The organism is Mammaliicoccus sp. O-M54 (assembly GCF_022386035.1).
Taxonomy (GTDB): domain Bacteria; phylum Bacillota; class Bacilli; order Staphylococcales; family Staphylococcaceae; genus Mammaliicoccus; species Mammaliicoccus sciuri_A.
This window is the reverse complement of record NZ_JAJNJE010000003.1, coordinates 1-14323: the sequence shown is the minus strand read 5'-3', so window position 1 is coordinate 14323 and position 14323 is coordinate 1. Positions and strand designations below refer to the sequence as shown.

Below are 14323 nucleotides of genomic sequence, written 5' to 3'. Positions count from 1 at the left end.
ACTTAGACGATCTCTTGGCTTTATTAGGACATTAAGCCATGACTTGGCTCATCTCTTGGCTTTATTAGGACATTAAGCCATGACTTGGCTCATCTCTTGGCTTAATTAGAGCGTTAAGCCATGACTTGAGCTGTCTCTTGGCTTAATATGGACGTTAAGCCATGACTTGTACTATTTCTCGACTAATCACCATACTTATCCAACATATTAGACTAGAGATATTCATTACAAACACCACCCAACCCCCACAAAAGAAGACTGGCAACGCATCTTCTAAAGATTTGTTGCCAGTCTTCCTATTATTCATCATTGTATGAAAGTTCTTAGTTAAATATATTAATTTAGTATTACCAAAGTTTGCCTTCTCCTAATCCTTTGGCTCCTGGTGCTGGATCTGTGAACATTTGTCCGATAGGGACTGTATATGCGATTAAGATAAGCAATACTGTCACGATGATTAAGAATCTCCAGTTCTCAACAAATTTAATGACTGGTTGTTCTTCGTCCAATGCTTCTGATACTGGATATTCTTCTTCGCCTTTAGGTGATAAGAAGGCTAAGTGTATAAACACCATTACGACTAATATTATAGAAATAAATAAAATTGTTCCCCCAACTGCTTGTAGTACTTGATATGGTATCCATTCAGCAGCTTGTTTAGCACCGCCATATTCTGAATATGTTGATCTTCTTGGTGCACCTTTTACTAATCCAACATAGTGCATTGCGCCACTCATAATTGTCATACCGATCGCCCAAGTATAACCTTGCATAAGTGCTAATTTATTTGTGAATTTAGTTAGTTTTCTACCTGTACAATGAGGTATTAACCAGTACATAATTCCAAAGAATGTCATGATGACCGCTGAAGCGATTGTTAAATGGAAGTGTCCAGTTACCCAAATTGTATTGTGAATTAATCCGTTCATTTGTGCAGATGCGTTTACTAATCCACCTGCGCCACCTGGGATAAAGGCTAACATACCTAAGAATGGTAATACGAATCTTGCGTCATTCCATGGTAAAGATTTAAACCATGTAAACAATCCTTTATAGCCTTTAGAACGACCGTAATTTTCAAATGTTGCAAACAAACTAAATGCTGTCATCAATGAAGGAATGACAACCATAAACGTTAATACAACTTGTAAGTATTTCCATGTATCATCAATACCTGGTTCAACTAATTGGTGATGTATCCCAACAGGAATACTGAAGAATAAGAATAGCATAAATGACATTCTTGCTAAATTGTCTGAGAATGCTTTTGCACCAATAATTTTCGGGATAATTGCATACCAACACATATAAGCTGGTAATAACCAAAAATAAACAAGTGCATGACCAAAATACCAAAATAATGTTCTACTTAATGTTACGTCTACTCTTTCAACTAAACCTAATGACCAAGGAATTAATTGAAGAAGTACTGTTGCAGCAACACCTAATGAACATACAATCCACATTACCCCGTTAATTGCTACCATGTAGCTCAGTAGGGGAGATTTCTTACCTGGATTCTTCTTCTTAAACTCTACATATTTTAAAATTTGTCCAACTGTAGAAATCCAGCTACCTACAACAACAAGCGCCATACCAATATAGAAAATAGCATGTGCTTTTAATGGTGCATAAAAAGTATATAAAACAGTGGCTTTGTTTAATAGAACCATTGTTGCTGCCATGAGCGTACCAATAATCATTACCCAAAATCCAACCCAACCGAACTTTCTTTGTACAGACGTTAAATGTCCAGATGTCTTAGCTACTGCAGAAAATTGAAAGCCTAAGATAAAGAAAGTTGTCAGTACCAATGCTAATACGATACCGTGCACTGTTAAGATTTGATAATAAGAAATTTGTTTAGGTAATTGTAAATATCCTGATCTTACTAATGTTTGTAACAAACCTGCTAATCCCCCAAGGACTAAACAACCAATAGCTACATACATATGCGCCATTACAAGTCTGCTATCATTCTTATTTAATCGTGTTATCATTTTTTATCCACAACCTTTATCATCGACTTCATATCTGCATGTCCGATACCACAATATTCATTACAGATGATTAAATATTCGCGTTTCTCATTGAATGTCTTGTAATATTCACTAATATGTCCAGGTTCTAACATCATGTTGACGTTTGTGCCTGGTAAACTAAATCCATGCAAAGTATCTTTACTTGTCGCAATGATTTTTACTTTTGAACCTTTAGGAATTTCGACTTTACCCGGCTGATAATTGAAAGCTGAAGCAAGAATAACTAATTCATAGTCATAATCTTTGCCGCTAACTTTGTGTAAACCTGGTTTGTTGAAAGGTTCGATTTGATCGACTTTATCAGGATTAACATAGTCTCTACCAGAAGCGGCTGGCGTATGTCCATTATGCAAACCTGTAATCATCAAAATTGTTAAGAAAATGACTAATGAGCTAATGCCGACTTTTAGCCATAACTTTTCGTATTTATGCACAGATTTCACCCCTTAAATTCTTACTAAAAATAAAATAAAACAAATTACCCATAATACTGCAAAGATGCCTCCCAATGTGAAGACTGAATACAGTGTGCCTCTTAAATCCAGATCATCATGAGAGTGGTCATCAGTCTTCTTGTTTAGGTCATTATTTTGGACTGTCATTTTATTCATCCTTTCTTATATTCTCTTCATTATTTATAATAGAATAGAGATTAAAAAATTAATGTGATGTAAATCACACTATTTAAATTATTTGTGTAAAAATAAAGGGGAATTAAAATGGATCGTAATCAAGCATCATTAGATTTACTTTATAAATTAAAAAAAGAAATCGAAAAGTCATCTAACCAACCATTAATTAAACAAATCAATGAAATGATTAAAAAAATATATAACGAACAATATACAGTGAGTTTTGTCGGACATTTTTCAGCAGGGAAATCTACATTAATTAACAATGTTATCGGACAAAATATATTACCAAGTTCTCCTGTTCCTACAACCAGTAACACAGCGCAACTGATTTCTTCAGACAAAAACAGCATTTCCGTTAATTTAAACAACAATCAATATACAGTCGTAGATAATCAAGAAGATGTTAAAAGGCTTAATACTGAAGATAGAGAAGTGGAATCTATTGAAATTGAATTTACATCAGATAAATTCAATAAAGGCTTTACTTTCCAAGATACACCTGGTGTCGATTCAATGAGTGACAATCATAGAGAAAGTGCTTTTCAATATTTGCTGACATCTAATTATGTATTTTATACAGTCGACTATAACCATGTGCAGTCGGATATGAATTTTAATTTTATTAAATCCTTAAACAAGCTGGATATTCCGGTGATATTGGTTGTCAACCAAGTGGATAAACATGACGAAGATGAAATCTCGTTTGATACTTATAAAAATCGTGTCAACAAAGCCGTTACAGATTGGAAATTGAATTTAGAGAAGATATTTTATGTATCTAAATATGATACGCCTAACAATGAGAAGCAGTTATTTAATCAATATATCCATCAGCTTGATCAACAACGTACGGAACACCAAGTGTTTATAGACCGTGTAACGAATTACATTAAACAAGAACAGCTGAAATATATTAATCAACATATGGAAACGATTCTTTCTGATATTGATTCTACTGAAGAAACATTCGATGATGATTATCAAGCTTATAAAGAAAAATTCAACGTCCAAAGTGAACAATCATTAATTCAAGATAAAGATCAATTCACTTCAAATTTAAAAGAAAAGCGCAAAGAGATTTTAGATAACGCTTATTTGATGCCTTATGAAATGCGAGAAACGATTCGACATTATTTAGAAACAACTGCTAAAGACTATAAAGTGAAAGGGCTATTTAATAAAGATAAGAAGAAAGCGATGATTCAAGATGAAACGCTTGAACAAGTGAAAGAAGCTTTAGACATCAAAATTCATGATGAAATTACGAAAGTTTGGATTAAATCATTAGAGAACTTAAACAAATACATTCAAGATGCAGACTTATTCGAGAAAATCATCAACCAGCAATATACGATTAGTAAAGAAGAATTAAGTGGTCAAGTACAAGAGCAAACATCGATTACAAATGATTACGTGTTAATTTATTCTAAAGGCATTACAGAAATGATTAATCGAAAAATACGCAATGAAACAAATCAATTAATAGAGGAAATCGTTAATTCGAGTGAAGTGCATAACGAGTCTAATGAAGAAACAAATCAATTAAATGAATATGAAACATATGTTGAATTTAAGAATTTAAAAACATCACTTATCACAAACAATTATCAACATTATTATATTCATCTTGATGAATCTATCGATAAATTAATAGATAGACATTTTATTCATATAAATGACCTTGACCTAGAAGATAAGAAAGAAACGAAACAACAATTCAAAGAAGTTCAAACGGAACATCGAGAAAATAATCTGCAACAACTTAAAGAACAAATCAATCATTTAAAGAAACTACCTTTATTTGAAGGTGAAGTTCATAATATCGAAAGTCAAGTCGAAAGAATAGAGCATAACATCACAAAGATTGCTGTATTCGGAACATTTAGTGCAGGTAAGAGTAGTTTAATTAATGCTATCTTGCAAAAGCCCGTGCTACTAAGTTCACCGAATCCAACGACAGCAAGTATTACTGAAATTAGTTACGGTACTGAACAAGAAGTGACGTTTAAGACTTATGAGCAATTATTAGAAGAAATTAATCATATAACAGAGTTCGCCAATAAACAGTACTCAACAATTGAATCGTTTATTGAAGATAAAGATATTAAACAACATCCTTCATTATCTAGTAATCATTTAGCATTCTTTGAAGCAATTGAGACGAACTTTAATCATTACAATGATATCTTAAAAGAAGGCAAATCTGTCACCTTCGATATAGAAGAATTAGAAAAGTTAACAGCAGATGATACACATGCTGCATTTGTACACAAAATTAATTTAAGACTTGAAGAAGCATGGTTAAAAGACAAGATTATAATCGATTCACCAGGACTTAATTCAAATAACCAAAGACATACGAGAGAGACTGAACAAATTATTGCATCAAGTGACTTAATTATTTATGTAAGTTATTATAATCACGCCTTTACTGATAAAGACGGTGAGTTCTTAACTTACATGCGTGATATGAATAATTTACAACAATCACAAGGTTTGAAATTTGTTATTAACGCCATTGATTTAGCAGAATCTGAAGAAGATAAACAAGCTGTTATATCTTATGTAGAATCATCATTAGATGCATTGAACATTAAGCCAGAGTGTTATCCAGTTTCAAGTAAACAAGCACTAAAATCACATGATGACGAGTTCAAACGACTTATGGACGCGTTAGACCACTTTGTTAAAGTTGAAAGTAAGCAAGTTCTAAAGTCGCAAGTAGAATCTAGAATTAAACAACTGACGAATGAATTAGAACAAATGGTGCATACGTATAGACAAGATAAAGCACAACTTGAAAAGAGAAAATCAACTTTACTCAGTTATAAAGATAAACAGAACTTCACTAATCAAATTGTGATTAAATCACATCATCAACTTGAAAAAGAAATTCACGATCAACTGTATTACTTGAAAGACAGATTGAATATTCAACTTAATGATATCGTCAAAAAACATTTCAATACATCAACTGTAACGGATCAATTTAAACAATCTCTTCAAATGAGTACGAAATATTATGTAGATGATTTAAATCAGAAATTAAGTCTAGAAAGCTCGCTTATCGTAGAAAGATTGAAGAATTTTTATGCGAGAACATTTGATGATTTATTAACACCAACAATTGTTGAATTAAATGATGCTTCTATTTTAATCTCTAAGTTTAAACATGACTTTGAAAATGAAATCAATCCAGAACCGATTAGCATTCAAGTTCAAGATATTGCGAAACAAACGATTAGTTCAGTGAGTAAGAAAGATTTAATTAAGACATCTAAAGTAAAAGAAACGCAAAATGCAATTTTAAATGATACAATGAAGCTTATCGACCATCCAATCGTGACGTTTAATGAAGCGTTAACTAAAAATTTGGCACATTATGATACAATAGGTGAGTCGTACATCGATCAATATAATCAAGAGACGATTCATCTTATTGAAGATTACTTATCTGTAAATATTGATAATGATGTCATAGAAAAAATCGAAAACGTCTTAAAAGAGATATAAAGGAGCACAATATGAGTAACAAAATATTATTAATAGATGGTATGGCTTTATTATTTAGACATTTTTATGCTACAAGCATTCATAAACAATTTATGAGAGATTCTAAAGGGATTCCGACGAATGCTGTACAAGGATTTATTAGACATTCTTATACAGTGATCAATGATATTAAACCGACACATGTTGCTGTATGTTGGGATATGGGATCTAAGACTTTCAGAAATGATATGTTTGAAGCATATAAATCAAATAGAGTTGCACCACCTGAAGAAATGATTCCACAATTTGATAGAGCGAAAGAAATCGCTGAGAAATTAGGACTACTCAATTTAGGTATTACGAATTATGAAGCGGATGATGTTATCGGGACAATTAGTAAACGCGCTCAAGAAAAAGGACACGAAACATATGTTGTGAGTGGTGATCGTGACTTATTACAATGTATTAATACAGATGTGAATATATGGCTGACGAAAAAAGGATTCAATATTTACAATAAATATGATATTCATAAATTTAGAGAAGAATATGGTTTAGAGCCTCATCAATTAGTTGATGTTAAAGCATTTATGGGTGACACAGCTGATGGTTATCCAGGTGTTAAAGGTATCGGTGAGAAAACGGCGATTAAATTGATACAACAATATCAATCTGTTGAAAATGTTCTTGAAAACATTAATGAATTAACAGCAAGTCAACAAAAGAAAATCATCACATATCGAGATGACTTAGCTATGTCGAAACAACTTGCACAAATTCATACAGATGTACCATTAGCAACTGAAGATTTACTGAATCAAATGACATATCATCATGAAATCGAACAATCAATCGAAATCTGTAATGAACACGAATTATTCGTATCAAGTAAATATTTAACAACAAACTTCTTATAATTAAACGCAAAAAGCATATCACGCGCCGTCGTGATATGCTTTTTATTTATGTTTTAATTGTTTTCTTAAGGCAGTTTGTGCCAATTGATTCGCTTCTTTATTTTGAGCTCGTGGAATCCACTTTACAAATATTAAATCAAATTGACGTTCTAATTCTTTAAATAGCTCGAAGTAGGGTTTGAACGTAGGATTTTTGACATAATCTTTATCAATACTATCAGCTATTAATTTCGAATCTGTATAAATCAATGCATTACCAACTTCTAATTCAATTGCATGTTGAATAGAGAAGATTAATGCTTCCCATTCAGCACGATGATTATCCATTTCACCTAGATAAGATGTGAAATGATGTCTCGCATCATCCGTAATAATGACGCATGCACAACAACTTTCTCCAGGATTGCCTTTAGAAGCGGCGTCAAAATATATTTGCGGCATTTCAATCAACTCTTTCAAATTATTTACCTTCTCATCTAATTTACACGAACGATAAACAGACTTCAATAAATGGTTATAATACTTTTCATTCCGACTTAATAATTCTCCATCAAAATTGTACATAATATTGTAAGTTGTAAAAATTGTATATAAAAATTATAGAGTTTATTATAAATAGTATTTGAAACTGACATTAAAAGTGATATACTATTTCAGAACGAAATTTAATTTTGTTCATATCTTATGTGTGAATAATTATAACGAAAGGAGAGTTAATTACGCACGACCATTCACATATTAATAGTGTGCACTTCACTCATATATCTGAGATTCATTAATAGAATATATACTGAACACATTACTAATGAGATAGAGACAAAATAGTAACGGGGGAACTCAGCCATGAGTAAAGTTGCCTTTTATGAAATTTTATAGTAAAGGGGCTTGCTAATGGATAAGCAACGGAAATTACAGAAATTTAGTATCCGTAAGTACACAGTAGGAACGTGTTCGATACTAATCGGTACGCTTATATTCTTAGGCTTACCAACTCATGATGCATTTGCATCGGAAAATGTAATTCAAAAACATGCACAAGAAGAAAAAGCAGAAGACAATTCAACAGATCCAGTTGATGAAGCATCTGCAATAGAAGAATCATCAAATGTAGAAGGAACTAAAGAAATCGGTACAGCTGAAACACCAGCAGAACAACCAAAAGAAGAAGCAATTACCGAAGCACCTACAGTTGATGAAACAACACAAGATACAACAACTAACGAAGAAACAACAACAGAAGATAAATCAACTACAGAAACAGCATCAACAGAAGAAGCAACTCAAGTTGATACAGTAGCACCAGAAGCTGCTAAAGTTGAAACTGTAGAAAAAGCAGAACAACCAAAAGCTGAATCAATCGAAGTAGCTAAAGAAGAAACAAGTATTGAAGAAACAGCAGAAACTACAGCTCCAACAAGTAATACCGAAGATGTAGTACAACCATCAAGTGTTGAAGAAACACCTGCAGTAGATACACCAACAGTTGAAGCAACAGTTACAAATACAATTTCTGATGTAGATGCAAACAGCGTATCATCCAAATCACTTGAAGATATCGTTAACAACCAAAACAAAGACAAAGTTGAAGCAACAACATTAGAACAACCTTCAAGACAAGCACCTAGAACAGGTGAAAATTACAGCAGCGTATTTAGAGCAGCAGTGTTACAAACGCGAAATGTTAGTAATTATAACCAATTATTAGCTGCACTCAACGATAGAAATGTAGGGAAAATTGTATTTAATAATGATATTACTATGCCTAACCCAACTAAAAATATTTTCGGCGTAAAAAATGATTCTCAAAAACTTAATCTAAATGCTGCTAGAGCAGTTACTATCGATTTAAATAAGCATTTATTTGATACTGCCAAGAATTATTTTGAAATGGATACGAATGGTAAAAACCAACCAGGTTGGAATATCACATTTAGTAATGGCCATATTAATACACAAGATAATCGACCAGGTAGTGGTAGAAGACCAAGAGGACTTATTCAATACGGTTCAAATAGTCATGACCAAATTATTAATTTTAGAGATATAAGTCATACTGGCGTCACATTAGTAAACGATGAAAATCTAAAAGTTAATATTTCCGGTGAATTTACAAGTCATCAGACAGGGAAATTAGGTGCTAATGAAAATTTAACTATTGCAGCCAATGAAATAAGAATTAGTAACGGTAGTACTATTAACATGACTATGACAGGTGAAGGTAAAGTCTTCAAACTTTATACAACTCGTGAAGTTAACGAAAGAGATAAGCTGAAAGGTATACTTGCTTTTGGAGATAATACTAAAGTTAATATAGAAGCTTACGATCCTAAGTTCTATGACTACGGTAATAATTCACAAGATATCTTTTATGTTGAAGGCAAAGGTTCACGTATAACTTTTGGTGATAATAATAAAATCACTTTAAAAGGACAAGATATTTTTAATTTTGATTCCGAATACGCTATGGTTTCCTTTGGAGAAAATAACACTGTAAATGTTGATCAAAGAGGTAATGGTCAAATTATAAATATGCATGATAATTCGGATTTTGAATTAGGAAGAGGAACTCAATTTTTAGCTACTTCAAACGGTAAGATTAATCAAGGACGTCCAAGTCCTCGTGACAATACTTTAGTTAGATTCAAAGCAATTAGCCGCCTAATAATTAAAGAAGATGCTACTTTTAAATTAGATGCAATTAACCATTTAAGAAATGCAAATACTGGTAAGGTTCATAGTCATAATGCGCTTTTCGTAATGGAAGGATGGAGAGGCGCAGCATCTGAAATTATACTTAAAAATAACGCTACTTTTGATTTACGTACTGATAATACTGATTTTGACCACTCTGAAGTATTAGTTTTACCAAATTTATCTTCTAATGATACAAGTTTAAAAATCGAAGGTACTGCAAAATACGTGAATATTCAACGTACTGCTACAACACGTCATCCAAATAAAAATACTGCAATGATTTATGGTGATGGTAAGGCTATTATTACATGGAAAGGTGACCACCGTGTAATGACGTGGAATACTAACCACTTAAGTGATAAAAACAAAACTTATGAAAACTTAGTTAATGGCGATACTTCAAACCCTGATCATGTATGGAACAATATTAATAATTTTACAGCAAGATTATATAATCATGAACTTACTGTAGAATCACTAAGTGATCCTAAAAACCCAGATGCAAGTAGTAGAAATACACCTTTAAGTAATATCGATCGTAATACTTCAAATCATAAAAATATTTCAAGCATGAATGCTGGTGATATTACTAGATTTGTTTTAATTGGGCATGATGTAGAATTAACTTCAATTGAAGAGAGAAACACAGTATTTACAGCAATACAAGATGAATCTAAGCAAAAAGGCGAACATAATATTACTCAAGAAGGACGTGACGGACTTCGTACAAAATATACTACAAGATTAAAAAACAACGAGGGTAATGGTTATGTTACTTCTTCATATATCAGAGATAAAAATGGAAATCCTATTACACCTATTGAAAAACATGTAGATGTAAATACACTTGAAGTAACAGAAGAAGATATAGAATTCAAGACAATTTATGAAGCTGATACTATAAAATTGACTACTGAGCCAAATGAAACAATCCAAGAAGCTATAAATGGTAAAAAGAAAGTTTCTACTGTATATAAATTGAATGAGGAAACTGGTGAGTTAATTGAAACTGTTGAAACAGCTGAAGATGGTACTCAAACAAATCCTGTTGTAACTGAAGAAACTCTTTTAGAAAAGCAAGATAAAATTATTAAAGTAGGGGCTAAAGAGGTAACAACAGAAGATATTCAGCCTACAGTTGAATATGAAGATGATCCAAATTTACCTAGTGGCATTGAAGAAGTCGCTGATGAAGGTATTCCTGGTAAGAAAACTGTTACGACTATTTATAATATTGATCCTGAAACAGGTAATAGAACTACAGTAGCAAATACTAACGAAGAAATATCAAAAGAGCCAACTAGAAAAATTGTTAAGCGTGGTATTGGAACAAATGCTGACCTAAATACTCCTGGATACAGTGACACACCAAGAGAAACTAAACCTGGTAAGGCTGTTGATGTACCACAAAATGATGATACAGAGTTACCTGCTGGTACTAAATTCAGTATTCCTAGTGACCGCGTACCAGCTGGTTGGACGGCTACTATTAACCCAGATAATGGTAATGTAACAGCTACACCTCCAGCTGATGCAGCATCAGGTACTACTGCTGATATTCCAGTTGAAGTGACTTATCCTGATGGTACTAAAGATACTGCTACTGCTAAAGTTACAGTAGTTCCGAACGAAGCTCAGGGTAATAATCCAAACTACGGTAATGAGCCGGTTCCTACAAAACCTGGTGTAGCTAAAAATGTGCCTCAAACTGGTGATAATACTTTGCCTCCTGGTACAACTTATGAAATTCCTGATGGTGCTAAAATTCCTGACGGTTGGACTGCTACAGTTGATCCTAATACTGGTGTTGTGACTGTTACACCTCCTGATTACTCAAGTAATGGAGATTCAGCTAATATTCCTGTAAAAGTTAAGTATCCAGATGGTTCTTCTGACGATACAACTGTTCCAATTAAAGTAGTTACAAATCAAGCTGAAGATCATACTCCAGGATACGAAGATCAAACTACTATTCCTGGTAAAACTCTTGAGGTATCACAATCTGGAGATAAAAAGTTACCATCTGGTACTAAGTTTGAAATTCCTGAAGATAGTGTTCCTGATGGTTGGATTGCTACAGTTGATCCTATTACTGGTGTAGCGACTGTTACCCCTCCTGCTAATTCTAATGGAGATGAATCAGAAAGAATTACTGTTTTAGTTAAATATCCAGATGGTACTTCTGAAGAAACTGAATTTATAGTTGAATTATCAATACCTAACAGTACAGCTTACCAGCCAACTTATGGAAAAGAACCAATTCCAGTCAAACGCGGTACAGCTACTGAGGTTTCTCTAAAAGATAATGATGCGCCAAAAGGTAGTGTATTTGAAATAGATGAAAAGAGTGTACCTAATGGTTGGACTGCTACAATTAATCCTGAAACAGGTGCTATAACTGTTACATCTCCAACAAATATACCAAGTGGAACCGTACAAGATTTTGGAGTTTTAGTTAAGTATCCAGATAGTACTTCTGAATTAATACCTGTGAAGGTGATAGTAGACGACAGCAATAACAGCTCTGATGATAACGGAGGTTCTGATGCGAACCCTGATTCGAACAATGGTTCTGACTCTGCTGCAGACAGCAACTCAGACTCTAACTCAAACAGTGGCTCTGATATGAACTCTGATTCTAACAACGATTCTGGTTCTAACATTGATAGTTCTTCTGATTCAGACGCTAATAATTCAGGTTCTAACACAGACAGCAGTTCTGACAGTCAATCTGATAAAGATTCTAACTCAGCTAATGACAGCAACTCAGACTCTAACTCTAACAGTGGTTCTGACATGAACTCTGATTCTAACAACAACTCAGGTTCTGATGCAAATCCTGATTCGAACAATGGTTCTGACTCTGCTGCAGACAGTAATTCAGCTAATGATAGTTCTTCTGATTCTGAAGCTAATGGCGGTTCTGATTCTAGCTCAACTTCAGATGCTAACAGTAATTCTGATTCAGACTCTAATTCAAACAGTGGTTCTGACACAAGCTCTGACGCTAACAATAATTCAAATTCTAACACTGATAGCAGTTCTGAAAACCATTCTAACAAAGATTCTAACTCTGCTAATGACAGCAGTTCGGACTCTAATGACAACACTGGATCTGATGCAAATCCTGATTCAAATAATGGTTCTAGTTCTGCTACAGATAGCAACTCAGATAGTAACACTAACAGCGGTTCTGATAGTCAATCCGATAAAGATTCTAACTCTGATACTGACAGTAACTCAGCTACTGATAGTAGTTCTGACTCTAACAATGACTCAGGTTCTAACACTGATAGTAGTTCTGATAGTCAATCTGACAAAGATTCTAATTCAGCTAATGACAGCAGCTCTGACTCAGACTCTAACTCAAACAGTGGCTCTGACATGAACTCTGATTCTAACAATAACTCAGGTTCTAATACAGACAGCGGCTCAGACTCTAATTCAAATAGCGGTTCTGATTCAGACGCTAATAATTCAGGTTCTAACACAGACAGCAGCTCAGACTCTAATTCAAATAGCGGTTCTGATTTAGCTACAGACAGCAGCTCTGATAGTAACTCAACTTCAGGTGACAATAGTACATCTAACTCAGACTCTAACTCTAATAGTGGATCTGACATGAACTCTGATTCAAACAACAACTCAGGTTCTAACACTGATAGTAGTTCTGATTCAGACGCTAATAATTCAGGTTCTAACACAGACAGCAGCTCTGACAGTCAATCTGATAAAGATTCTAATTCAGCTAATGACAGTAGCTCTGACTCAGACTCTAACTCAAACAGTGGCTCTGACATGAACTCTGATTCTAATAACGATTCTGGTTCTAACACTGATAGTAGTTCTGACAGTCAATCTGATAAAGATTCTAATTCAGCAAATGACAGCAGTACTGACTCTAACACTAACAATGGTTCTGATACAGCTACAGACAGCAGCTCTGATAGTAACTCAACTTCAGATGACAACAGTTCTTCTGATAGTGACAGTAATTCAGGCTCAACTTCAGATAGCAACACTGATAGCAGCTCTGACTCTAACAGTACTTCAAATTCTAGCTCTGATTCTGATTCAGACAAAGATACTGATGGAGATGGAATTGCTGACAAAGATGACACTGACATCGATGGTGATGGTGTAAGTAACGAAGATGAAAAACTTATTGGTACTGATCCAAACAACCCTGATACTGACGGTAACGGTGTAAGTGATGGTGACGAAGACCACGATAGTGATGGTGTTCCGAACAAAGATGAATCTGATCATAAATCTGATACACCTACTGATAAAGACGGTGACGGTAAACCTGATATCTCAACTCCGAAGGATACTGATGGCGATGGCATCACAGATAAAGATGACAATGACATCGATGGTGACGGCGTAAGTAACGAAGACGAAAAACTTATTGGTACTGATCCAAACAACCCTGATACTGATGGTAATGGCGTAAGTGACGGTGACGAAGACCACGATAGCGACGGTATTCCAAATAAAGATGAGTCTGATCCATCTTCAGATCAACCAACTGACAAAGATG

General features: G+C 33.9%; 6 protein-coding genes. 3 read left to right on the top strand and 3 right to left on the bottom strand.

Annotated elements, in window-relative coordinates:
• Nucleotides 1-347: 347 nt before the first annotated feature.
• Complete coding sequence (locus LQ673_RS05920; RefSeq protein ID WP_126477460.1) at nt 348-2000, bottom strand: b(o/a)3-type cytochrome-c oxidase subunit 1; 1653 nt, start codon at nt 1998-2000, stop codon at nt 348-350.
• Nucleotides 1997-2476 carry a cytochrome c oxidase subunit II gene (locus LQ673_RS05915; RefSeq protein WP_025905838.1) on the bottom strand — a complete coding sequence of 160 codons (480 nt, stop codon included), beginning with the start codon at nt 2474-2476 and terminating at the stop codon, nt 1997-1999. Before LQ673_RS05915 ends, LQ673_RS05920 begins: the two co-directional genes overlap by 4 nt.
• Before the next feature lie 285 nt (nt 2477-2761).
• Here LQ673_RS05915 and LQ673_RS05910 point away from each other — a divergent pair, with 285 nt between their 5' ends.
• Both LQ673_RS05910 and LQ673_RS05905 read left to right on the top strand, forming a co-directional pair.
• A complete protein-coding gene (locus tag LQ673_RS05910) occupies nt 2762-6190 on the top strand; it encodes a dynamin family protein (protein WP_191835576.1) in 3429 nt (1142 codons plus the stop codon).
• An 11-nt stretch (nt 6191-6201) separates the two neighbouring features.
• The gene (locus LQ673_RS05905; RefSeq protein WP_037588125.1) at nt 6202-7086 is read left to right on the top strand and encodes a 5'-3' exonuclease; all 885 of its coding nucleotides are present in this window, start codon (nt 6202-6204) and stop codon (nt 7084-7086) included.
• Between the two features lie 42 nt (nt 7087-7128).
• On the opposite strand, the gene LQ673_RS05900 is transcribed toward LQ673_RS05905, so the two are convergent.
• The gene (locus LQ673_RS05900) at nt 7129-7527 is read right to left on the bottom strand and encodes a ribonuclease HI family protein (RefSeq protein WP_037588660.1); all 399 of its coding nucleotides are present in this window, start codon (nt 7525-7527) and stop codon (nt 7129-7131) included.
• Nucleotides 7528-7977: 450 nt separating this feature from the next.
• Here LQ673_RS05900 and LQ673_RS05895 point away from each other — a divergent pair.
• Nucleotides 7978-14323 (top strand): YPDG domain-containing protein (locus LQ673_RS05895; RefSeq protein WP_239745021.1); only part of this gene is annotated, 6346 nt, incomplete at its 3' end.

What these genes read in the sequence shown, in the direction of transcription:
- LQ673_RS05920 (WP_126477460.1), bottom strand. Translation starts at nt 2,000, where the DNA reads ATGATAACACGATTAAATAAGAATGATAGCAGACTTGTAATGGCGCAT.
- LQ673_RS05910 (WP_191835576.1), top strand. Translation starts at nt 2,762, where the DNA reads ATGGATCGTAATCAAGCATCATTAGATTTACTTTATAAATTAAAAAAA.
- LQ673_RS05905 (WP_037588125.1), top strand. Translation starts at nt 6,202, where the DNA reads ATGAGTAACAAAATATTATTAATAGATGGTATGGCTTTATTATTTAGA.
- LQ673_RS05900 (WP_037588660.1), bottom strand. Translation starts at nt 7,527, where the DNA reads ATGCCGCAAATATATTTTGACGCCGCTTCTAAAGGCAATCCTGGAGAA.